The 23,424-nt window shown below is 36.2% G+C and carries 22 protein-coding genes, 1 riboswitch and 1 other annotated feature; of the genes, 8 read left to right on the plus strand and 14 right to left on the minus strand.

Annotation, left to right across the window (positions count from 1 at the left end):
- The first annotated feature begins 103 nt into the window (after nucleotides 1-103).
- Nucleotides 104-323 (plus strand) — a binding site (T-box leader).
- Between the two features lie 277 nt (nucleotides 324-600).
- Nucleotides 601-1,974 carry a Na+/H+ antiporter NhaC gene (nhaC, locus tag ABH957_RS01750; RefSeq protein ID WP_404445232.1) on the plus strand — a complete coding sequence of 458 codons (1,374 nt, stop codon included), beginning with the start codon at nucleotides 601-603 and terminating at the stop codon, nucleotides 1,972-1,974.
- A 49-nt stretch (nucleotides 1,975-2,023) separates the two neighbouring features.
- Here nhaC and cpdB read toward each other — a convergent pair whose 3' ends face one another.
- On the minus strand, nucleotides 2,024-4,396 hold the full coding sequence (cpdB, locus tag ABH957_RS01755) for a bifunctional 2',3'-cyclic-nucleotide 2'-phosphodiesterase/3'-nucleotidase (protein WP_404445235.1): 2,373 nt from the start codon (nucleotides 4,394-4,396) through the stop codon (nucleotides 2,024-2,026).
- A gap of 364 nt (nucleotides 4,397-4,760) precedes the next feature.
- Here cpdB and ABH957_RS01760 point away from each other — a divergent pair, with 364 nt between their 5' ends.
- Together ABH957_RS01760 and ABH957_RS01765 are read left to right on the plus strand one after the other, a co-directional pair.
- On the plus strand, nucleotides 4,761-5,540 hold the full coding sequence (locus tag ABH957_RS01760) for a GDSL-type esterase/lipase family protein (RefSeq protein WP_002067002.1): 780 nt from the start codon (nucleotides 4,761-4,763) through the stop codon (nucleotides 5,538-5,540).
- 72 nt (nucleotides 5,541-5,612) lie between these two features.
- Complete coding sequence (locus ABH957_RS01765) at nucleotides 5,613-6,059, plus strand: MarR family winged helix-turn-helix transcriptional regulator (protein WP_404453987.1); 447 nt, start codon at nucleotides 5,613-5,615, stop codon at nucleotides 6,057-6,059.
- Between the two features lie 24 nt (nucleotides 6,060-6,083).
- Here the strand turns inward: ABH957_RS01765 and ABH957_RS01770 are convergent, their stop codons facing one another.
- From ABH957_RS01770 to argC, 7 genes are all read right to left on the minus strand, one after another.
- Nucleotides 6,084-6,296: a hypothetical protein gene (locus tag ABH957_RS01770; RefSeq protein WP_404453990.1), complete on the minus strand. Its 213-nt coding sequence runs from the start codon at nucleotides 6,294-6,296 to the stop codon at nucleotides 6,084-6,086.
- Nucleotides 6,297-6,354: 58 nt separating this feature from the next.
- Nucleotides 6,355-6,906 carry a DUF2062 domain-containing protein gene (locus ABH957_RS01775; RefSeq protein ID WP_404445244.1) on the minus strand — a complete coding sequence of 184 codons (552 nt, stop codon included), beginning with the start codon at nucleotides 6,904-6,906 and terminating at the stop codon, nucleotides 6,355-6,357.
- A gap of 148 nt (nucleotides 6,907-7,054) precedes the next feature.
- Nucleotides 7,055-8,005, minus strand: coding sequence for an ornithine carbamoyltransferase (gene argF, locus ABH957_RS01780; RefSeq protein ID WP_002014968.1), 951 nt, complete (start codon nucleotides 8,003-8,005; stop codon nucleotides 7,055-7,057).
- Between the two features lie 12 nt (nucleotides 8,006-8,017).
- The gene (locus tag ABH957_RS01785; RefSeq protein ID WP_002129009.1) at nucleotides 8,018-9,178 is read right to left on the minus strand and encodes an acetylornithine transaminase; all 1,161 of its coding nucleotides are present in this window, start codon (nucleotides 9,176-9,178) and stop codon (nucleotides 8,018-8,020) included.
- Nucleotides 9,175-9,942, minus strand: a complete 768-nt coding sequence (gene argB / locus ABH957_RS01790; RefSeq protein WP_404445248.1) for an acetylglutamate kinase — start codon at nucleotides 9,940-9,942, stop codon at nucleotides 9,175-9,177. The genes ABH957_RS01785 and argB overlap by 4 nt, the downstream gene beginning before the upstream one ends.
- An 11-nt stretch (nucleotides 9,943-9,953) precedes the next feature.
- Complete coding sequence (argJ, locus tag ABH957_RS01795) at nucleotides 9,954-11,177, minus strand: bifunctional glutamate N-acetyltransferase/amino-acid acetyltransferase ArgJ (protein WP_404445251.1); 1,224 nt, start codon at nucleotides 11,175-11,177, stop codon at nucleotides 9,954-9,956.
- Nucleotides 11,178-11,187: 10 nt separating this feature from the next.
- Complete coding sequence (gene argC / locus ABH957_RS01800) at nucleotides 11,188-12,225, minus strand: N-acetyl-gamma-glutamyl-phosphate reductase (RefSeq protein WP_003191291.1); 1,038 nt, start codon at nucleotides 12,223-12,225, stop codon at nucleotides 11,188-11,190.
- A 224-nt stretch (nucleotides 12,226-12,449) separates the two neighbouring features.
- On the opposite strand from argC, the gene ABH957_RS01805 reads away from it, so the two are divergent.
- Complete coding sequence (locus ABH957_RS01805; RefSeq protein WP_242307720.1) at nucleotides 12,450-12,635, plus strand: YqzH family protein; 186 nt, start codon at nucleotides 12,450-12,452, stop codon at nucleotides 12,633-12,635.
- A gap of 29 nt (nucleotides 12,636-12,664) precedes the next feature.
- On the opposite strand, the gene ABH957_RS01810 is transcribed toward ABH957_RS01805, so the two are convergent.
- Both ABH957_RS01810 and ABH957_RS01815 read right to left on the minus strand, forming a co-directional pair.
- Nucleotides 12,665-13,459, minus strand: coding sequence for an SDR family oxidoreductase (locus ABH957_RS01810; RefSeq protein ID WP_002129013.1), 795 nt, complete (start codon nucleotides 13,457-13,459; stop codon nucleotides 12,665-12,667).
- A gap of 9 nt (nucleotides 13,460-13,468) precedes the next feature.
- The gene (locus ABH957_RS01815; protein ID WP_002014957.1) at nucleotides 13,469-14,422 is read right to left on the minus strand and encodes an MBL fold metallo-hydrolase; all 954 of its coding nucleotides are present in this window, start codon (nucleotides 14,420-14,422) and stop codon (nucleotides 13,469-13,471) included.
- A 165-nt stretch (nucleotides 14,423-14,587) separates the two neighbouring features.
- On the opposite strand from ABH957_RS01815, the gene proI reads away from it, so the two are divergent.
- The gene (gene proI, locus ABH957_RS01820; RefSeq protein ID WP_002066991.1) at nucleotides 14,588-15,427 is read left to right on the plus strand and encodes a pyrroline-5-carboxylate reductase ProI; all 840 of its coding nucleotides are present in this window, start codon (nucleotides 14,588-14,590) and stop codon (nucleotides 15,425-15,427) included.
- Between the two features lie 58 nt (nucleotides 15,428-15,485).
- Here the strand turns inward: proI and sdaAA are convergent, their stop codons facing one another.
- From sdaAA to rnz, 4 genes are all read right to left on the minus strand, one after another.
- Nucleotides 15,486-16,364, minus strand: a complete 879-nt coding sequence (gene sdaAA, locus ABH957_RS01825) for an L-serine ammonia-lyase, iron-sulfur-dependent, subunit alpha (RefSeq protein ID WP_002033842.1) — start codon at nucleotides 16,362-16,364, stop codon at nucleotides 15,486-15,488.
- A gap of 18 nt (nucleotides 16,365-16,382) precedes the next feature.
- Nucleotides 16,383-17,042, minus strand: a complete 660-nt coding sequence (gene sdaAB / locus ABH957_RS01830; protein WP_002088527.1) for an L-serine ammonia-lyase, iron-sulfur-dependent subunit beta — start codon at nucleotides 17,040-17,042, stop codon at nucleotides 16,383-16,385.
- Nucleotides 17,043-17,087: 45 nt separating this feature from the next.
- Complete coding sequence (locus tag ABH957_RS01835; RefSeq protein ID WP_002066987.1) at nucleotides 17,088-17,225, minus strand: hypothetical protein; 138 nt, start codon at nucleotides 17,223-17,225, stop codon at nucleotides 17,088-17,090.
- Nucleotides 17,226-17,787: 562 nt separating this feature from the next.
- A complete protein-coding gene (gene rnz / locus ABH957_RS01840) occupies nucleotides 17,788-18,711 on the minus strand; it encodes a ribonuclease Z (RefSeq protein ID WP_002014952.1) in 924 nt (307 codons plus the stop codon).
- A 189-nt stretch (nucleotides 18,712-18,900) separates the two neighbouring features.
- Between rnz and ABH957_RS01845 the strand changes: the two genes are divergently transcribed.
- The 3 genes from ABH957_RS01845 to ABH957_RS01855 all read left to right on the plus strand — a co-directional run bounded on the left by ABH957_RS01845 (nucleotide 18,901) and on the right by ABH957_RS01855 (nucleotide 23,342).
- Nucleotides 18,901-19,152 (plus strand): DUF3932 family protein, encoded by a 252-nt coding sequence (locus ABH957_RS01845; RefSeq protein WP_000665712.1) that lies wholly within the window; start codon nucleotides 18,901-18,903, stop codon nucleotides 19,150-19,152.
- A 195-nt stretch (nucleotides 19,153-19,347) separates the two neighbouring features.
- A riboswitch (M-box (ykoK) riboswitch) is annotated at nucleotides 19,348-19,515 on the plus strand.
- A 331-nt stretch (nucleotides 19,516-19,846) separates the two neighbouring features.
- Nucleotides 19,847-22,564, plus strand: a complete 2,718-nt coding sequence (gene mgtA, locus ABH957_RS01850) for a magnesium-translocating P-type ATPase (RefSeq protein ID WP_404510617.1) — start codon at nucleotides 19,847-19,849, stop codon at nucleotides 22,562-22,564.
- A 76-nt stretch (nucleotides 22,565-22,640) separates the two neighbouring features.
- On the plus strand, nucleotides 22,641-23,342 hold the full coding sequence (locus tag ABH957_RS01855; protein WP_016096135.1) for an MgtC/SapB family protein: 702 nt from the start codon (nucleotides 22,641-22,643) through the stop codon (nucleotides 23,340-23,342).
- Nucleotides 23,343-23,424 lie beyond the last annotated feature (82 nt).

Consider the following 23,424-nt stretch of genomic DNA (forward strand, 5'->3'; position numbering starts at 1 on the left):
TACAGTATTAAAAACATTTCTCCTTTATTTCCCTAAAAAAATATCGAATGTTTTTATTGACATGTATGATGAATATATGATAAAAATTTAACTAACATCATATGAATCGGCGTTGATAGGATTTAGTAGTATTTCGTTTTCTGATTTCAGAGAACTGGTGGTCGGTGCGAACCAGTACAGAGCGATTTATGAATTACCCCCTGGAGCTTCTTTTACGAAACGTGAGGAGTAGTGAAAGACGGTTTAGACCGTTATGTCTAAAGAGTGGTGAAACGAAACTGTTTCACAATTTAGGGTGGTACCGCGAATTTTTCGTCCCTGCATATATTGCAGGGGCGTTTTTATTTTATGAGCGCATATCATATGACCCTTTATTTTGTGATACATTCCTTTCACAAGCTAGGGTGGTACCGCGATTTCTTCGTCCCTGCATAATTATATGCAGGGGCGTTTTTTTATCCAATCATTTCCGTATCATATTGAGATGTTGACAATTACCGGTAATTTGTCACAAAATTCTAAATTTTAGAAGGAAATATACAATATTGGCGAATTTTATATAAAAAAGAGCTATTTTAAATTACTTAGGAGGGAAACACAATGGTTTCAAAAATTGAATCTGTTCTTTTAACATTATTTATCTTTTTCTGTATCGGCTTTAGTGTTATCCAATTAGAAGTTTCACCACACATCCCAATTTTATTTGGTATCGTTCTTTTATTAGCATTTGGATTTATGAAAAAAATCTCTTGGTCTACTATGGAAAAAGGGATGATCAGTAGTATTTCAGCTGGTATTCCATCTATTTTTATTTTCTTACTTGTGGGCGTATTAATTAGTGTTTGGATCGCTGCTGGAACAATTCCAACTTTAATGGTATACGGCTTCCAGCTTGTATCTCCTAAAATTTTCGTCCCAACTGTTTTTGTTGTTTGTGCAATTGTTGGAACAAGTATCGGTAGTGCCTTTACGACTGCCGCAACTGTAGGACTTGCCTTTATGGGAATGGGTAGTGCTCTCGGATACGATCCAGCTCTGATCGCTGGTGCAATTATTTCTGGTGCATTCTTTGGAGATAAAATGTCTCCTTTATCTGATACAACAAACTTAGCTCCTGCTGTAACGGGGGTAGATTTATTTGAGCATATTCGTAACATGCTTTGGACAACAGTTCCTGCTTTCATTATTGCTTTTATCGCATTTTTCATTTTAGGAAGCGGTACTAGTGGAGACGTTGACTTCACAAACTTTATTAGCACGTTAGAAAAACACACAACGATTTCTATCGTTACACTTATTCCAATTTTATTACTGTTCCTATTCGCATTTAAAAAAGTTCCAGCAGTTCCAACATTGCTTGCAGGAATTGTGGTAGGAATTATTATTCTCTTTATTTTTAAACCTAGCACTTCTTTAGCTGATTTAATGAAAATTATGCAAGACGGCTACGTTTCTAAAACTGGTATTAAAGACATTGATAGCTTACTATCTCGCGGTGGTCTACAAAGTATGATGATGTCGATTGCTCTTATTTTCCTAGCTCTTTGTATGGGAGGATTATTACAAGGAATGGGTATTATAGCGCAGCTGATGAATATTATCTCTAGCTTTGTAAAAAATAGCACACGCTTAATTATTTCTACTGCTTCAACTGCAATTGGTGTAAACTTCTTACTTGGTGAGCAGTACTTATCCATCGTTTTAACAGGACAAGCATTCGCTAATAAATACGATGAACTCGGTTTAGAACGTCGTAATTTATCACGCGTATTAGAAGATGCAGGTACAGTCATTAACCCGCTCGTACCATGGGGTGTAAGTGGCGTATTCTTAACAAACGTCCTTAGCGTTCCAACATTCGATTACCTTCCATACGCAATCTTCTGTTTAGCTTGCCCAGTCTTAACGATTATCGTCGGCTTTACTGGATTTGGCCTTTCATGGAAGAAAGAAAAAGCAGTACCAGTTTCATAATATAATAAAAAGGATTACCTTAATCGGTGATCCTTTTTATATTTCTCCGCTATCTATTCGCTTTCTTTCTTCTAAATAACATAAGTAATCCCGCTCCAACAAACGCCAGACCTGCTCCAATTGTAGAAGCAACACTTGTACCTGTTTTCGGTAAATCACGTTCCTCTTTATCTGCTTCTTTATTTTCACTTACAGTTTCTTTTGTATTTTGATTATCCGTTGTAGTTTGTCCAGATCCTGCGTTGTTTCCATCTTGTTTTGGTTCATTAACAGCATTACCTTCATCCGTTGGTGGTGTCGTTGGATTTTCTCCGTTATTGCCCTCACCTGTTGGCGGTGCCGTTGGATTCTCTCCATTATTGCCTTCACCTGTTGGTGGTGTCGTTGGATTTTCTCCGTTATTGCCTTCACCTGTTGGCGGTGTCGTTGGATTCTCTCCACCAGTTTCCTTATCATTCTTCTTCGTTATATCAATTGCATATTTAGCAAATTCATTTTCAGATGGTCCAACATATGATATTTTTCCATCTTTCTTTATATGGTTTTGTGCATTTGGTGAAGAATCAAATGTTGTATTTAATTTATCTGCAATAATCGGTTTAAACGTCCAATTTTGATCTGCTGCTGGATTAATAACTGGTGTTTCCTGCATGTACTTCACAATAATTTGACGCGTTTCATCTTGTGATTGGTATACAACTTCGCCTTTACTTACACCAGGGAACGTTTGGCTACTTCCACGATAGTTGTTTGTAGCCACAATAAACTCTTGATTGTCAGCTACAGGCTTACCTTCATACGTCATATTTACAATACGATTCGTATTTTCATTTACAACTTTGCCATCTTTATCGTATTTCGCTGGTTGCGTTACGTCAATTTCGTATTTTAGGCCATCTAAAATATCAAAGTTATATGTAGGATAACCTATATTTACTAATGGTTGTTCTTCTGTTTTCTTTGAATCAATTTGATTAAATTGACCAGCAGACATTTCAAGCCATTCTTTCACTTGTGCCCCGTTTACTTTTACAGCATATAACGTATTTGGATATACATATAAATCCGCTACGTTTTTAATTGCTAACGTCCCTGCTGGAATATCCGTATAGTATGTAGCACCGTTTCGGCCACCTGCTTTAAATGGCGCCCCTGCAGATAATACTGGAATTCCTTTATATTTACTATATTGTCCGTTTTCAGCGAATAGTTTTTCTACATACCATTTTTGTGCATTTGTCACAAGTTGTACGGAAGGATCATCTTGTACTAATGAAAAATAACTATTAATTGGTGCTGTCGTTTTACCTACAGCTGTATTTACATAATCGATTGTCGCTTGATGATCTTCTTTAATTTCATTAACTAATTTTTGATCAGATTCTACTAATGGGTTACCTTTACTATCAGCAATCGGACGAAGTTGTGGCTTAGACTGATCTTTTTGCACTTCCCATTTTCCGTTTACCTTTTTCAATTGCATATCAATAATACCTAAGTTACTACCAAAAACACCAGGCATTACAACTGGAACACCATTAAATATATCCTTCACTTCAGTATGTGAATGTCCCATTAATACTGCATCAACACCAGCAACTCCTGTTAAATAATATGATGCGTTTTCCATTCCAACGTTGTATCCACTCTTATCAACGCCTGAATGAGCTAGTGCAACGATAACGTCCGCACCTTTTGCTTTCATTTCTGGAACTAACTTTTCCGCTGTTTGAACAATATCTTTCGCTTTTACTTTTCCTTCTAAATTCGCTTTATCCCAGTTCATAACTTGCGGTGGAACAAATCCCATTACACCAATTTTCACTTTTTGTTTTTGGCCAGATTCATCCTCTACTTCTTTTTCAAAAATATGATATGGTTCAAAGTAATGCTTGTCATTCTCTTCAATACCATCATGATCATCTGTATAAACATTCGAGTTAATAACTGGGAATTCTGTTTTACTAATCACTTTGTTTAAATAATCTAAACCGTAGTTAAATTCATGATTCCCAAGAGAGATGACGTCATACTTCATTAAATTCATTAAACGATATAATGGATGTGTATAACTAGGATCCACAGGATTTTTCGGATCATTTATTTTATTCGCTACGTAATCTCCAAGCGGTGTCCCTTGTAATGCATCCCCATCATCAAATAGGACAGAGTTCTTCGCTTCTTCACGCGCTTTATTAACAAGTGTTGCAGTTTGCACGAGACCTACTTTATTATCTGTTTTCGTTTGATAATAATCGTAATTCATTAAGTTAACGTGAATATCTGATGTTTCTAAAATTCGTAAGTTAACTGTACTCTCCCCAATTTTTTCCTCTGCTTGAGCTGTTGTTGGCAACACTTGCGGTGCTATAACGCCAATAGCAAGAGTTGCTCCAGCTAACATTTTTTTTGACTTTTTCACAAAAAATCCCCCTTATACAATTACCAGAAATAATGAAATGAATCCCTATCTGTCTCTAACCACATACTTTTTTCTTCTATTGGAGACACGATTTTCATTTCATCCTGCGCTAACGAGTAGTCCCCTTAAACGCTCGATTGATGAAGACTAACAATTAACGGGAGATAAAGCTCCCACTAAGCAGCATTTCACCTTATCTGACATTATCATATATAAAACTCTTTCGTATCGTCAATATTTTTTGACAAACTTCTACAAATTTTCTGTAAAGTCATTGTAAACTTTTCATAAACATATAATATGCCCTTACATTGCTAATACTGCTGAATATGATACAATTACCAATTACAAGGAGGATGAATTTATGAAAAAAGTCATCTTAACAATTGTTTGTCTCCTCCTTCTAATCATTTCTTGTTCTAATTTTGAAAAGAACGATGAGATAGAACAAAAAGGAACTGAAGGAAAAGCAGAAAAAACATCTGCTCCGAGTTGGATTGATAAGCAAACGAACGACTCCTTTTATCACCTCGTATTAGGTGATTCATTTGCAAAAGGATATGGATCTACACAAGGGGGATTTGCCGAATTAGCTTCTAGACAATTAGAAGGACAAATTCATAAACCAATTACGGTAGAAAACCTCGGTGTAAATGGTCTCACTACAGATCGTCTTGTTAAGAAAGTCCAGTCAGAAGAAGTTCAACAAAAAATTAGGGAAGCAAATATCATTACTATTAGTATTGGAGGAAATAATTTATTCCGCTTAAATCGTGATGTAGGTGTTATAGATGGTATTAAAATGTTAAATAAAGAAAAAGCCCGTTTTGAAACGGATGTGAAAAATATTGTAAAGACCGTTCGAGATCAAAATCCGAATGCTTTACTCATTCTCTCTGAACTCTATAACCCTTTACAACTAGATGACTCCATCGCAAGTTATGCAGATATGTTTTTAGACGGTTGGAATGATTCTATTTATTCTATTTCAAAAGCACATCAACCGTCGATCGTTTTACCAATTCGCAAATTAATTTCGAATGATAAAAAAGAGTTACTATTTGACCAAGTACACCCAAATGATAACGGTTATGCGATTATTGCCAATACATTTACAAAGCAAGTGTTATCCTACAAATATTAAGGCTACCATGAAACAATTCTATTTTTATACCTTGTCTTTTTTGTTACAATGATAGTGGAAGGGGGCCGTTATATGGAATCACGCGAGTGGGAACGTATTGTTGATCATCTTCTTTCGCTAGTGCCTCTTTTTTATCGCAAATTTATGCTTCCTGGAGAGTTTTCTTCTCAAAGACATATGCCGCCATCACATACGCAAGTGTTACTGCTTTTGCATGAAAATGCTACATTAGCAGTTTCAGAAATTGGCAAGCGGCTAGCGATTTCACGGCCTAACATGACCCCTCTATTAAACAAACTTATTCAAGAAGAGCTAATAGAGCGTCATTATAGCGAAAAAGATCGAAGGGTCATTTTAATTTCCCTAACAACTGAAGGGAAAATGTTAGTAAGTCAGTATCAGCAATTCATTTTAGGCAAACTAAAAGAAAATTTTCAAACATTATCTGAGGAAGAGCGTGAAAAGCTCATTTATTCTCTTAAAACCATTCAAAATTTAATTTTGAAAACAAACGCATAAAGCTGCTTCTAAATAGAAGCAGCTTTATGATTCGTAATAATTACCATAGTATACATTTGAATACGGCCATGTCATTAAATACGGTTTTCGTTCTTGAACAGGTTGCTGCTCAGGCTGTTGCATTTGTTGCATTTGTTGTATTTGTTGCTGCGGATATACTCCGAATTGCTGTCTCGCTCCAGTTACAGGATAATAATTTGTATATGGATATACTTGAGGTACATAGTAATAATACATTCATTCTCTCCCCCTTTTTCTTAAACATATTCAAAGGAGAAAATGAATGTGACATTCTTTATATTTGAACAAGTGGTTCTCTCACTTGTTTCTTTCTTTTCTTCAAACGTAACTTACGATTCTTTTCATATAAATAATGCACAACGAAATATGAAATTACCCCAAACACAATTCCTATTATCGTCATACCAATTAATACATATACTTCACTCTGTAATAAGCTCTTTAACATCGTAAAAATATGGCTCGAAAACAAATCTGATATCGTAAATGGTTCATGATGTATTTTCTGTACATGAAATGGGTAAATCATTTTTCCTAGCGCATAAGCAAACGGAAATAAAAATACTGGGAGAAACGATATTTTCCCAATAATATTACCAATGACTGCGGCTGGAAAAGATCCCTTTGCTAACCTGACAATTGGATAAAATATTAAATATACGAGCGATGCCGTATAAATCACCAACATTTCTAAACCAAATCCAATAGCAAAACCTAGTGACACTTTCTTTGCTCCTTCTGGCGATCGAAGCAACCTAAAATATTGAAACTTTAATATTCTCCACATCCGCTGAAAAAACGAATATGTTTTCTTAGTTGTTTTCAAATTCATCATCTCTTTAACTATATTTTTTTATCTAGTATGTCCTTACATGATATGAAAAACAAATTTAGTTTGCTCTTTTTATTATAAATGATATAGAGATAATTAACTAAATATACATCCGACATTTCCATATAAAAAAACCTCCCTTTTAGGAAGGCTCTTCTATATTTTTAAATAAACTCACTAATAAAGCTTTTTGCGCGTGCAACCTGTTACCAGCTTGCTCAAAAACGATAGACTGTGGCCCATCTATAATCTCTCCAGTTACTTCTTCTTCACGATGAGCGGGCAGGCAGTGCAGGAAACGATATGTTTGCTTTGCATGTATAACAAGCTCTTTATTTACTTGGAAAGGCTGGAATAAAGTATATTTTTCTGCTTCTCCTTCTTGGCCCATACTCATCCAAACGTCAGTATAAATAAAATCTGCTCCACTTACCGCTAATTCAGGATTATGCAAAATCTCAATTTCAGCCCCTGTTTCATCAGCAATCGCTAATGCTTTTTTAACAATTTCTTCATTCGGCTCATACCCTACAGGAGTTGCAACAGTCATATTCATTCCGACTTTTGCACTCGCTAGCAATAGTGAATGACATACATTATTCCCATCACCTACATAAGCTAATTTAACTCCTTTAAACGTATGAACTTCTTCATATATCGTCATTAAATCTGCCAATGCTTGGCAAGGATGATGATCATCAGTTAAACCGTTAATAACTGGGATACTGGACTCTTTTGCAAGCTCCTCTACATCCGCATGCGAAAATGTGCGTATCATAATTCCATCAATATAATGAGATAGTACTTTCGCAGTATCTGACACCGTTTCTCCTCTGCCAATTTGCATCTCTTTTCCACTTAAAAACATTCCATGTCCTCCGAGCTGTACCATTCCTGCTTCAAAAGAAACGCGAGTACGGGTTGAATGTTTATCAAAAATGAGACCTAATATTTTCCCTTGTAATAAAGGCTCCTGCTTGTTCTTTTTTAAATATATAGCGAACTCAATTAAAGAAATGATTTCTTCTTGCGTCAATTCTTCTAACGTTAAAAGATCTTTCGTATTTAATTTCGGTACTTGTACAGTTGACATGAAATTTCCCCCTTATATTATTGATGCATTTTTTGTACAAACCACTCTTTTTATCATATATATTGCCTGTTCTAGCTCTTCATTCGTTACAATAAGTGGTGGTAATAGTCTTATAACATTAGGCCCTGCTTGTAATACGAGAAGTCCTGCTTTTTCTAGTTGTTCTATGACATTTGCAACCTCATGCTTGCATTCGATTCCAATCATAAGTCCCTTACCACGAATATTTTGAACACATTCAACGTGTCGTAATTCTTCTTGCAATTTCTTTAATACGTACTCGCCCTTTTCCTGTACCTCTTTAAAAAACGATTGCTCCTTAATGAATTGCAATACTTCTTTCGCTGCAGTCATAGCAATATAATTCCCACCGAAAGTTGAACCGTGTGACCCGGCAGTAAAAGAAGAACCTAGTTCTTTTCGGCCAATCATCGCTCCAACTGGAATACCATTCCCAAGCGCCTTTGCGATGGTAACGATATCAGGAACTATTCCCATTTGCTCATAAGCGAATAGTGTTCCTGTTCTGCCTATTCCAGTTTGTACTTCATCTATAATAAAAAGAGCATTGTACTGATTACATAGTTTTTCAATTTCCTTCAAAAAGGATGGATCAGCTAATATTACTCCTCCTTCTCCTTGAATAACTTCTACCATTACCGCCGCAACTTCTTCATTCATTACTTCCTCTAATGCTCGTATGTCGTTAAATGGTATATGTAAAAAAGACGGAAGTAATGGACCGAATCCTTCTTTCACTTTATCTTGCCCTGTTGCACTCATCGTTCCAAATGTTCTCCCGTGGAAAGATTGCTCACATGTTACTACGAGAGATTTTCCAGTATGCTTACGTGCTAGCTTTAAAGCCGCTTCATTTGCCTCCGCCCCGCTATTACAAAAAAACACATGATCTAATGCTGTATCTTCTGTTAATAATGATGCGACCTCTTCTTGTAAGGAGTTCGTAAATAAGTTAGATATATGCCATATATTTCTAAGTTGCTTTTCTACTGCCTTTACAACCGTAGGATGACAATGTCCTAAGTTACATACTCCAATACCAGAAGTGAAATCTAAATATTGCTCACCACTTTTATCAATAACTTTAGCCCCATTGCCCTTTAGAAATTCAATTTCTCTTCTTCCATATGTTTGAAAAAGATGGTTTGTCATACGATACTCACTCCTTTTGTTACCGTAGTTCCAACACACTCTCCTGTAACCTCAGTAAAATCCTTTGTACCATTTACGATACTAGCCTTTTCCACTCCCATTTTTAACGATGTAAGTGCCGCCTGTACTTTCGGAATCATTCCACCTGTAATGACGCCTTGTTCTATAAAAGTAAGAATTTCATATTCATCCGTTTTCTTTACCAATCTTCCTTCGTGTAATACTCCATCTACGTCCGTTATAAAAATGAGTTCTTTTGCGGATAGTGCATATGCTATTCCAGCTGCAGCGGTATCTGCATTTATGTTATAAACCTCATTACCATTTATCCCAATAGGGGCAATGACAGGAATATAATTCATATCTATCAACCCTTTCAATAGGGCTGTTTCTACATAACTTACTTCTCCTACATATCCTATCGCTTCGCCAACAGGTTGAACTTGAAGTAAATTACCGTCACATCCTGAAAGCCCCACCGCAAGTAAATCATGTTTTTGTAAATTCATTACGAATTTTTTATTCGTACTTCCGCATAGCACCATTTGAACAACATCCATAACCTCTTTTGGTGTTACTCTTAATCCATCTTTCTTTTCTATCTCGATATTAGATTCTTCTAACTTGGCATCAATTTCTGGGCCACCGCCATGGACAATAACAACCTTATACTTATTTTGCAATTTCTTTATACAATCAAAAAAGACACTATTTAATCGATTCAACATGCTACCGCCACATTTAACTACAATATAATCACTCATCTTCTCTCTCCTTATGTACGATAACAAGCATTTATTTTCACATATTCATAACTTAAGTCGCAGCCCCAAGCTGCTCCCGTTTCATCTCCTAAATGTAAACACACATCAATTTTTATTTCATGTTCTTGTAATTTCTTTGTCATTTCCTCTTCAGAAAACATTTGAGGCTCACTATTTTTTAATACGGCGATAGATTGAAGAGTGATATCAATTGTATTTGGGTTAATAATTACTTCACTCTGTCCAGTACTACTAATAATTCGTCCCCAATTTGGGTCCTCACCGTATATCGCTGTTTTCACAAGACTGGAACCGACTATTTGTTTTGCAATTTTCTTTGCTTCTTCATTTGTTCTAGCCCCTAACACGTTTACTTCTATTAACTTCGTAGCACCTTCACCATCTTGTGCAATTTTTTTCGCTAAATCTTCACATACCTTTTGTAAAGCAACTACGAAAGTTTCCCAGTCTTCATGTTCCATATTCATCGTTTTCGTTTCTGATAATCCACTTGCCATAGCGATGACCATATCATTTGTAGAAGTATCTCCGTCCACCGTAATTTGATTAAACGTATGATTCGTAATTTGTGATAATGCTGTTTGCAATACTTCATGCTCTATATTGGCGTCTGTTGTAATAAAACTAAGCATCGTTGCCATATTCGGTTTGATCATCCCTGATCCTTTTGCGACCCCAGCAATGATCACTGCTTTCCCATCAATTATCATCTCATAGCAAGTTTCTTTCGTTATAAGATCTGTCGTTAAAATTGCTTCACAAAAAGAATAAGCTTCACTTACTTCCTTTGTTGGCACAAGAGATTCAATTCCCTTTCGAATGATACCCATCGGTAAAGGTACTCCAATTACACCTGTTGAAGCGACTGCGACGTACTTTTCTTTTATTCCAAAGTGTTCCGCTCCTAATGTTCGCATCTCATAAGCATCTTGCAATCCTTTCATCCCCGTACAAGCATTTGCATTGCCGCTATTTACAACAATTGCTTGTAATTTCCCTTCTGCTGCTATGCTATCCTTCGTTACTTGCAACGGCGCTGCTTGTATTTGATTTGTTGTATACACAGCGGCACATGATGCTGGCACCTCACAAACGATTGCACCCATATCCTTTTTCACCTTTTTCAGACCATTTGCAGTACCGATTGCCAAAAAGCCTTTTGGTGTAACAATTGAACCATTTGCTAATTTTGTAATAGACGATGCTTTAATCATAATTTCCCCCTTATGGATAAAGCGGCATATGCTGTAAACCCGTTGTCTCTTCTAGTCCCGCTAATAAATTTGCATTTTGAACTGCTTGCCCTGCCGCACCTTTCATCATATTGTCTATAACAGAAACGACCGTAACTTTTTCTGTTCTTTCATCGTAAGCTATCCCAATATCACAATAATTTGAGCCCCTTACTTCTTTCGGACTTGGAAATTCTCCTTGCGAGCGAACTCGAACGAAAGCTGAGTATTCATACGTTTCTTCATACAACTTTTGAAGTTGCTCTATTTTCATTTCCTTTTTCACTTTCGCATAAAGTGTAATCATAATCCCTCGTGATATCGGTATTAAATGTGTACTAAACGTGATTGGCCTCGTTTCACGATTCCACTCTGCAAGCATTTGCTCAATCTCAGGAACGTGCTGATGCTGATTAACTTTATAAATGTGTAAGTTATCGTATAACTCAGGAAAGTGAGTCATTGTTGTTGGCGTTTTGCCCGCTCCAGATACTCCTGATTTCGCATCAATAATAATCGAAGCTTCTTCAATCATGCCGCTACGTACTAACGGCGCTACCGCTAATAATGCAGCTGTAGCAAAACATCCTGGGTTTGCAATTAAATTTGCATTTTGGATCTCAGGCCTTTTCCATTCACTTAATCCATATACTGCTTTCCTAAGAAGTTCTTCCTGTGCAGCTGGCCTTTTATACCACAATTCATATGACGAGGGATCTATCATACGAAAGTCTCCAGATAGGTCAATTACTTTTAAACCTACTGCCAATAATTTTGGTGTTAACTCTGCCGATACTCCCGCTGGGGTTGCTAAAAATACAATTTCAGCTTCCTTCTCTATTTTCTCCGCATCAATTTCTTGTAACGTATGGACAAGAACATTTCGAAAATGCGGGTATACATTTGTTATAAATTCACCGACTTGTGAAAAAGAATGGAGAGATGCTATCGAAAAATATGGATGTTGCTCTAATAACCGAATTAACTCAATACCTCCATATCCAGTTGCTCCAATAATTGCGACTTTCATAAGCTCCTCCTCATATCTATTCTTTAAATTAAGTTTGATTATAATATTGCATAATTATAAAGTCAATTAAATATTTATAATTTTTAAAAACTTTAAAATATTAACTTTGCTACAAAAACAATATATACAAGTGGATTTTTATGCAAAAATAGTGCATGGTAGTATTTTCATTTCACTTCAAGTACAATAAAACAATACATGTATACATATAGGCGGGGAAAAACATGAATAAAAAATTAATTGAGAAAATGATTATAAAAAGTTTTCGGCAATATCAATGTAATCCTGTTTCAAAAGAGGATCAGGCAATGCTAATTAAACATATTCAAATGATAATTCATTCAAATACTGAAATTGATGTATACGAGGCTGTTGAGGATATCGTTTACGATTATGTGACTGGAAAATAAAAAATAGGAGATTTCCATATGGAAATCTCCTATTTTTTACTTAATGATTTGCCTGCAACGCGTTCAAATAAACCTGGGAATAATGCGTAGAGCTTTGGCCCCATTCCCATCCACTTCGGCAAGTTTACTTCACGTTTTTTCGTTTGCATCGCCTTTACGATTTGTTCTGCTACATATGTTGGTTTTAACATGTAACGTCCCATATTTTTCACATATGTACCTGATTGATCGGCTATTTCAAAAAAGTTCGTTTCTATCGGTCCTGGGTTAATTGCTGTTACATACACATTTGTGTTAGATAACTCCATACGTAAACTATTCGTAAATCCTAATACAGCGTGTTTTGTTGCTGCATAAGCACTCGACTTCGGAGTTGCAATTTTTCCAGCCAATGAAGCAATATTAATAATTTGTCCTTCGTTCCTTTTTACCATATTAGGTAATACCGCTTTCGTACAAGCTACTAATCCAAATACATTTACTTGAAACATATCCTTTACTTCATCCATTGAAGCATCTTCAAACGTTTTAAAAATACCAAACCCAGCATTATTTACCAATATATCAATACGTCCTACTTCTTGTAATACCTTTGAAAAAACAGATTGTACTTTCGTTTCTTCACTTACATCTAATACATAGTAATAGCAAGGCGTATTATAAGTTACTTTAATTTTGTCTGCTAATGCTTGTAGCTTCTCTTCTGTTCGAGCCATTAATACCGGCGTCGCCCCTTGCTCTGCAACCTGCATTGCAACTTGCTCTCCAATTCCACTAGAAGCACCTGTAATGACGATTACTTTTTCTTGTAAACGTCCCGTCATTGCTGTCACCTACTTTGCATAATAAATCAATTGTTGTGAAGATTCATCAATCATCACCTGTTGATTATATGCTAAAAAGTCTAATTGTCCAACAGTTTCTGAGATAGTAAGTGGTAATTGCTCTTTATATAATACCGGAAATAGTTTTACACACACCTCAAATGCTGTCATTGGCTTTTCCTTTAATAGTTCAAGCACTTTAAAAGCACGTGTCTCTTGCTTTTGTAATCTTGTTTCAATAAGTTGTTTCACATTCAGAACATCTTCCCCATGCCCTGATAAAATCCGTGAAATATTCATTTCACTTAAACGTTTTAACGTTTGATTGTACTGCAATAAGGGATGCGCTCTTTCTGTTTGCCCTTCATATGGTGGTTCTAATATTGGATTTGAAGAAATATGACTAATGAGAGCATCCCCACCAATTAATATTCCATCAGATTCTCTATATAATGAAATATGAGTGGAAGCATGACCCGGGGTTTCAATCACTGTAAATCCAGGTAACGAATCTATACGATCTCCCTCTCTCACGGTATGTGTTAACGATCTATTACAAGAATATTTAAGTGTCTTCGTCGTCAATAACGCCTCACCATTCAGAAATACTGCTGGAACGCCGAACTGCAAGGCTGTCTCTTTAAAAAATTCATGATACCTCTTTAAAAATTCAGCATTCTGTGTAATCCACGGTTCATTCCAAGGATGTCCGATAATCTTTACTTTTTCAGAAAATGTATTTAAAAGTCCGCAATGATCCGCATGGTGATGCGTAATCACTACCGTTTCAATATCTTCTATCTTATATCCTAATGCACCTAATTGACTTTCTAGTGCTTTCTTTGCTTCTTCTGTATTTGTCCCTGTATCAATTAACGTTAATGTTTCTCCCTCAACTAAAAACACATTCACTGTCTCAACTGCAAATGGAACAGGAATCTCCATTCGATGAATCGCCGTCATGCTTAGCCCCCCTGTCTTTTTCCGGTTCAAAAATGAATACCTCTTCAGTTTACAACTTCCCTATAAATTTGTCATTATTTTCAGATAAAAAGAGGTCTTTTCCATAAAAAAACGAATGTATGTACATTTATAAGTATTTCTAACCAAATTTAAAGGAGGCACATCATGTCTATGCAAAACATTTCCTTTCTCGGTGCAGGCTCTATTGCCGAAGCGATTATTGGTGGCTTATTAAACGCAAATGTTGTTAAGGGAGAACACGTCACTGTAAGTAATCGTTCTAACGAGACAAGATTACAGGAGTTACATAAAAAATACGGTGTCAAAGGTACACATAATAAAAAGGAATTACTTGCTGATGCAAATATTCTTTTTCTAGCTATGAAGCCAAAAGATGTCGCAGAAGCGGTTATTCCTCTTAAAGAATACATAAATAATGACTTGCTTATTATTTCGTTATTAGCAGGTGTTTCTACTCATTCAATTAGAAACCTACTTCAAAAAGACGTTCCGATTATTCGTGCAATGCCAAATACATCTGCAGCCATTTTAAAATCCGCTACCGCTATCTCACCTTCAGAACACACAACGGAGGAACATATTCGCACTGCAACATCTTTATTTGAAACGATTGGTCTCGTCTCTGTTGTAGAAGAAGAAGATATGCATGCTATCACTGCATTATCTGGAAGTGGACCAGCTTATATTTATTACGTGGTAGAGGCACTGGAAGAGGCAGCAAAAAAAATTGGTTTAAAAGAAGATGTTGCAAAATCTCTTATTCTTCAGACGATGATTGGTTCTGCTGAAATGCTAAAAGCAAGCGAAAAACACCCTTCTATTTTGCGAAAAGAAATTACTTCTCCTGGCGGAACAACTGAAGCAGGTATTGAAGTATTAAAGGAGCATAATTTTCAACAAGCATTAATCTCATGTATTACACAAGCAACGAAACGATCACACGATCTTGGAAAAACATTAGAAGAAATAGCAAAAGAAAAATAAAAAAACGGAGCTCAACTTTATTTGAGCTCCGTTTTTACTTTAATCATATGATATGCTTTTAGTTATTACTCTTACCAAAAATCTCTTCTTGCAAACGACGACCTGTCGGTGTTGCTGCAAGGCCACCTTCTGCTGTTTCACGAAGTGCTACTGGCATCGTTTGTCCAATTCTAAACATCGCCTCAATGACTTCATCACATGGAATTGTACTAGTTACACCAGCTAATGATAAATCAGCTGAAATCATGGCATTCGCAGCTCCTGCTGCATTACGTTTTACACAAGGTACTTCTACAAGCCCTGCAACAGGATCACATACTAAACCAAGCATATTCTTTAATGAAATCGCCATCGCTGTAGCTGCTTGATCTTGTGTTCCACCAGCCATCTCAACTGCTGCTGCAGCTGCCATTCCACTTGCTGAACCTACTTCAGCTTGGCAACCTCCTGCCGCGCCAGAAATACAAGCATTATTCGCAACAACCATACCGAAAGCTCCTGCTGTAAATAAAAATTCAATCATTTCTTCGCGTGTCGGCTGTAATTTTTCTTGCAGTGCAAACAGTACACCTGGCACTGTTCCAGCAGATCCTGCTGTTGGTGTTGCACAAATAATTCCCATCGCCGCATTTACTTCATTTGTCGCAACAGCTTTACTCACTGCGTCCAAAATCGTATCTCCAGATAAACCTTTTCCACTCTGCATATACGCTTGGACTTTCACAGCATCCCCGCCAGTTAAACCAGTCGGTGATTTTACACCACGAATACCGCGTTCTACTGCTTGTTCCATCACGACTAAGTTCTTTTCCATTCCAGCAATTACTTCTTCACGTGAGATATTTCTTGTTTGCATTTCACATTGAATCATAATTTCTGCGATTTTTACATTTTGCTCTTTAGCTTGCGCCACTAGTTCCGCTGCGTTCCGAAACATGGTGTGTCCCCCCTGCAATTAATCCATAATAGTTACTTGACAAATATTTTGTTGCCCATTTATTTCCGCAATTACTTCATCTGCTAATAATTCATCTGTTTCAATGACCATAAGCGCTCTTCTTCCTTTTTCTTTACGAGAAACACTCATTGTACTTATGTTAATCTCATGCTTAGCAAGGATTGAAGCTACAGCTGCGATAGCACCAAAGCGATCGTTATTTACAATAAGTAGTGCTGGACTCGTGCCTGTTAATTGAAGATCGAATCCGTTTAATTCTACAACTTCAATTTTACCGCCACCAATTGAGCAAGCAACAACTTCAATTTCCTCTTCACCTTTATACAGACGAATTTTCGCTGTATTTGGATGCGGAGCATTTGCATCTTCTTCAATGAATTCCACTTCAATCCCGCGTTCTTTTGCAATATCTAACGCACTTGGAATACGTAAATCATCTGTTTCAAATCCTAGTATTCCACCGATTAGCGCTACATCCGTACCGTGACCACGGTATGTTTTTGCAAATGAACCATATAATGAAATGCTAACTCTCTCTGGTTCATGACGAAACAGCTGACGAGCAACTTGCCCCATTCTTGCCGCGCCTGCTGTATGTGAACTTGATGGACCAATCATAACCGGACCAATAATATCAAACACTGAGCGATACTTCATCATAACTCCCCCTAAACCTCTATGAAAAAATTATTTACTATTCTATTAAGCTACCGAATCGGTTGCTGTTCCAGTCGTACCACGAATTTGTTCCGCTGTAAGAATTGGATAGTTTTTGAATAACAGTGAAGCAATATATCCTGAAATAATACCAGTTATAATAATAAATAAGAAACTTAGCATTACCTGCATTTAAAAATAATATAAGATAGTCCACAATAAAGTCTGGTAGCAATCCAAAGTTTAACACAGAACCCCTTACAAGCATAGCATAAACAAGTGAAACTCCCATTGCTTTCATACCTTTTGATATTTTAAAGCTAAAAAGGAAAAAAAGACTTAGTACAAATAATAGTAATATCCTTCCTATTATAATTTCCATGTTGCTCTCTCACGATTTAGTCAACTTCACTTGTTATGACAAATGGCTAAAACGCATGTAGCCTACAATAAATTATAATCTGCCCTCATTATAGCTTGTTTTTAATAAAACGCTTACTTTTAATGAATTTTAAAAGTTCTGAATAAAAATCCATTTTCGCTACTTGTACCACTCGTATGTCGTCTGACTTATATAACAGTTTTTCTAAATAATCGGTATTATGTATTTTTATCCTATATCTTCACATCATTAAAAATTTCTGTGTCATCCTATATAAAAATAAAATGATAACAGTTTTATTTTTAATTTTTTTTAGAAATAAAAAAAATGGCAACCTATCGTCACCATTTTTTCACAACATTATTATCTTTCTACTGGAAATGATTTTAAATCCGTAGCTATTTCTGTATTAGAAAATAGCTCTCTTGCCTCTTTCAATAATTCCTTATATGTATCTCCTTGATAACGAGAACTAATATGAGTCAATATTAAGCGTTTTGCATTTGCCTGAAGTGCAATACTCGCAGCTTGCTTAGATGTGGAATGAAAATAATCATACGCTTGTTGTTCATCTTCTGCCGCAAAAGTCGCTTCATGAACAAGTACGTCAGCATCTTGCGCAAGCTCTCTACTCGCTTCGCAATATCGTGTATCGCCTAAAATTGTAATAACTCTTCCTTTTTGAGGCGGGCCAATAAAATCTTTTCCATCTAACACTGTGCCATTCTCTAATTCAACTACTTCACCATCTTTTAAGCGTTTAAAAACTGGACCAGGTTTCACACCCATTCCCAGTAACTTATCCACTAAAAGAGCTCCCTGTATATCTTTCTCTACAATTCGATATCCGAAGCATTCAATTCCATGTGATAACCTTTTTGTTTCTACACAAAATTCATTATCCTCAAACACAATACCTTCTTCCGTAATCTCAACGATTTCAAGTGGATATTTAACATGTGTCGTACTTACTAATAATGCCACTTCAATAAATTGTTTAATTCCTTTTGGTCCGTACACTGTTAATTTTGTTGTTCCACCTTGAAACGAACGGCTACCCAATAAACCCGGCAATCCAAAAATATGATCGCCATGTAAATGCGTAATAAATATTTTTTCAATGCGGCGTGGACGTACAGACGTATGTAGTATTTGATGTTGCGTCGCCTCGCCACAGTCAAATAACCAAGTCTGTCCTCGTTCTTCTAACAACTGCAAAGCAATTGCTGAAACATTCCTTCCTTTTGAAGGAACACCTGCACCAGTCCCTAAAAATACAAATTCCACTTTCTTTCCTCCAGCTCTTTATATAATCTATCTTTCATCTTACGGAATGTTATTTCAAATGGCAAATTGAATTTGTATAACCAATCATCTAGACAACTATATAACACGAACATTATACTTAAAAAATTTAGCTATCGTTCGTATTTTGTGGTAAAATGATTGTACTACATTTTAAGGGAGCGTTTTATTATGAAAGAAGTATTTCGTTTACAAACTGATTTTTCATCTTCATTTGATCGCTGGGTAAGTTCTTTCGTTTCTGATCACCCAGCACAATTAGAATGGACGACTTTAAAAGAATTAATCCATGAATATACAACATCACATACAAATGAGACGTTACCAACATATATTTCTTCAGCTTTAACATATTACGCACAACGCGTTTCAACAACAAGTAACTCAGAAATTGTTATTTTTGAAAATCCTACAATCTCATAATCTATAATAAAAAGCACTGTAATCAGTGCTTTTTATTTATGTTCATTAAAGTATTTATTTTCCCGCCTTATTTCAAAAACTCCGCTTATTTCCTACTATATAGCCATCATAAATCTATTTGATTTTTCAAAAAAACAGATTAAAAAGATATTGACACTACGATTTTACAGTGCTAATATTCAACGTGTAATTGAATATGGTCTCTGTTAGGTGAGGCTCCTGTATAGAGAAACGCTGCTGCCCAAAAATGTCGAGAGACGCCAATGGGTCAACAGGAAAGGTCGGAATGAAGGCCTTTCTTAACGTAGCTGGTTTCAGTACCTATGCTATACAGTGCTAAAACTCAACGAGGGAGAGGTGCGTATGTTTTGTCATACACAAAAACTGTTTTTATCTATGTTTACTAACAGTCTTTGTTGTTGACTCTTTTTGACTATGAATTCAGACCTTTACTCGTTTTGAGTAAAGGTCTTTTTTATATCTTTATGCACCCTACTATGAAACAAACATAGCATATTCAGAAACTACTAATTGTACGGAGGTGAGGAACAGTGGCAAGTGATGATTCGGCCCAGATACCCATATGTTTTACGTTAATATTTCACCATGTAGGTAGGAAAGAAGCTGTTCCTCCCAATTTTAAATAGTCGAGTAACAGATTGTTTCCTCCTTCATGAAAGAGGAGGAACTACCAATGTTAAATTTACAAAGACAAGAAACAAAGCATACTTACGATCAAGATAGCATGAAAGCAAATAACGAATTATTAGTGGAAGTTGCAACACAGGATGTAAACTCTGCATTAAAACTCTTAGAAACAACACAAGATGGTCTCTCTAAACAAGAAGCGTCTCGTAGACTTTCTTTATACGGTCCGAACGAAATTGCTCATAATAAAACATTGCCATGGTATATTCAATTTCTGCTGGCATTTAAAAATCCATTTATTTTTGTTTTGTTAGCTCTTGGAGCACTCTCTTTTTTCACAGATGATATACAAGGAACAATTGTCGTATCTGTAATGGTACTGCTAAGTGCAACGATTCGCTTTTTACAAGAATTCCGCTCTCAGAAAGCGGCGGATAAGTTAAAGGCTATGGTTCGAACAACTGCGAGTGTCTTTAGAATAGATGGATTTGTACACGAAACAAAAAACGAAACAAAAAACGTAACAAATTTAAATCGAAATTACACAACAGAAATTCCAATTGAAGAACTTGTACCTGGCGATATTATTTCACTTTCAGCTGGTGATATCGTGCCAGCTGATGTGCGTATTTTATCCGCAAAAGATTTATTTGTTAATCAGTCTTCTTTAACCGGGGAAGCACTTCCTGTAGAAAAATACGAAAACTGCTACCATACGGAAAATAAACATATATTACCGAAAAATATGAAAAAAAATTACAATCCGCTCGATATGGAAAACCTTTGCTTTATGGGTACAAATATTGTTAGCGGTAGCGCAAAAGCTGTTGTTGTTTCAACTAGTACGGATACGTATTTCGGCTCTTTAGCAAAAAAGGTTATCGGAAAACGTGCAGAAACAAGCTTTGATAAAGGCGTAAACAAAGTAAGTTGGCTCTTAATCACATTCATGCTTATTATGACACCCATTGTCCTTCTCATTAATGGATTCACAAAAGGAGATTGGCAAGAAGCTTTCTTCTTTGCTATTGCTGTTGCAGTTGGTCTTACACCTGAAATGCTGCCAATGATTGTAACTGCTAATTTAGCTAAAGGTGCCGTTAACATGTCTAAACAAAAAGTAATTGTAAAACAGCTCAACTCTATTCAAAACTTAGGTGCTATGAACATTCTTTGCACAGATAAAACTGGAACTTTAACAGAAGATAAAGTTGTCCTAGTTCGTCATTTAGATCCTAACGGAAATGAATGCGATCGTGTATTACACTTTGCCTATTTAAATAGCTTCTATCAAACGGGATTGAAAAATTTAATAGATAAAGCTGTTATTGAACATACAGAGGAAAACCATAAATTTGATCCATCAGCTTTTCAAAAGCTAGATGAAATTCCATTCGATTTTGCTCGTCGTCGTATGTCTGTCATCGTGAAAGATATTTCAGGTGAACATACAATGGTTTGTAAAGGTGCCGTAGAAGAAATTTTATCAATCTGTAATTACACTGAAGTTGATGGGCAAATTGTCCCTCTCACTGAAGAAATGAGAGCAAATGTAAAACATCTTAGCGAAACTTTAAATAGTGAAGGAATGCGTGTCATCGCTGTAGCATACAAGAAAGATAACAAACCTTATCATAAAGCTTATGCAGTACAAGATGAATCCGCTATGATCCTTACTGGATATATCGGCTTTTTAGATCCACCAAAACCATCTGCTGCTTCTGCAATTCAAGCATTGCAAAAACACGGCGTACAAGTGAAAATCTTAACTGGTGATAACGAAATTGTTACAAGAAAGGTTTGTAAAGACGTTGGATTAAATATAGGAGAGCCTGTCCTCGGTTACGAAATCGATTCTTTACCAGATAAAGCATTAGCAAAACTGGCAGAAGAAACAACAGTGTTCGCAAAACTAAATCCAATGCAAAAATCTCGTATTATTCACGTATTACAAGGTAATGGTCATACTGTAGGTTACATGGGCGATGGCATTAACGATGCCGTGGCATTACGTGAAGCTGACGTTGGAATATCTGTTGATACCGCTACCGATATCGCAAAAGAATCTTCTGATATTATTTTACTCGAAAAAAGTTTAACTATATTAGAAGCAGGTATTTTAGAGGGACGTACTACGTTCGGCAATATTTTAAAATATATCAAAATGACGGCGAGCTCTAACTTCGGAAATGTATTTAGTGTATTAATAGCAAGTGCTTTCATTCCATTTTTACCGATGCTTGCAATTCATCTCTTAATTCAAAACTTACTTTATGATATTTCACAGCTTTCAATTCCATGGGATAAAATGGATAAGGAATTTCTAGAGAAGCCTAGAAAATGGGATACTGCAAACTTGCGTAACTTCATTATTTGCATCGGTCCAATTAGCTCTATATTCGATATTATCACATTCGTTGTCATGTGGAATGTATTCGGTGCAAATACACCTGGAGAACAATCACTATTCCAATCTGGTTGGTTTGTCGTCGGGTTACTAACTCAAACATTAATTGTCCACATGATCAGAACACAGAAAATTCCGTTCATTCAAAGTACAGCATCAATACCAGTTCTTGTATTAACCGCTTGTATTATGGCAATCGGAATTTACATTCCATTCTCACCACTTGGTGCAGCAATTGGTTTACAAGCATTACCACTAAGCTATTTCCCGTGGCTCATAGGAATATTATTAGGTTATGCTTTCTTAACACAATTCCTGAAAAAGCTTTATATTAAAAAATTCCATAGCTGGTTGTAAAAATGAGAATGAGTGGGTATTTCTCACTCATTCTCAAAAAATATAACATGTACTTATATGTATGGAGGTGACCATGATGATATGGTATGACATCGTATTAAGGTTATTTATAGCAATTATTGTAGGAGCTTGCATCGGAATGGAAAGACAATGGAGACATCGAATGGCTGGTTTGCGGACAAATGCTCTCGTATCACTTGGCGCCTGTATATTTGTTTTATTATCCGTCATGCTTGATCATGATGCTAGTCCATCACGCATCGCCGCTCAAGTTGTTAGTGGTATTGGCTTTTTAGGAGGCGGTGTTATTATTCGTGACGGTTTTAGTATTAGAGGGTTAAATACAGCGGCAACTTTATGGTGTGCAGCTGCTGTTGGTACTCTTACAGGTGCTGGCTTCCTCGTTGCAGCTATGCTAGGTGCAGCCGGCGTCTTACTAGCAAATATACTACTACGCCCAATCGCTCTATTTATGAATAATAAATCAAAAGAAGATTTACCCGAGCAAACAAACTACTTACTTTCTCTTACTTGTTCAGAAGAAAATGAAGCACATATTCGTTTTCTTCTCATGCACATGGTAAGTTCTGAAGGTATCGGTTTAAAAGAATTGTACAGTGAAGACGTTGATTCTAACCAAAAAGTATGTATACAAGCTACATTACATTGCAATACAAATGCAGCTGTCTTAATTGAAAAAATAGTAAGTAGAATGCTTTTAGAATCTGGTGTTACTGCCGCGGGGTGGAAGACAACACTAGACTTAGAAGCAAGTTAAATCATAAAGGTGTCATGAATAAAACAGAAGGTTTAATATTCATGACACCTTCTGTTTTATTTTCAAGTTATTAGCAACTGCT

This window comes from Bacillus sp. RC242 (assembly GCF_044908245.1).
GTDB lineage: Bacteria > Bacillota > Bacilli > Bacillales > Bacillaceae_G > Bacillus_A > Bacillus_A mycoides.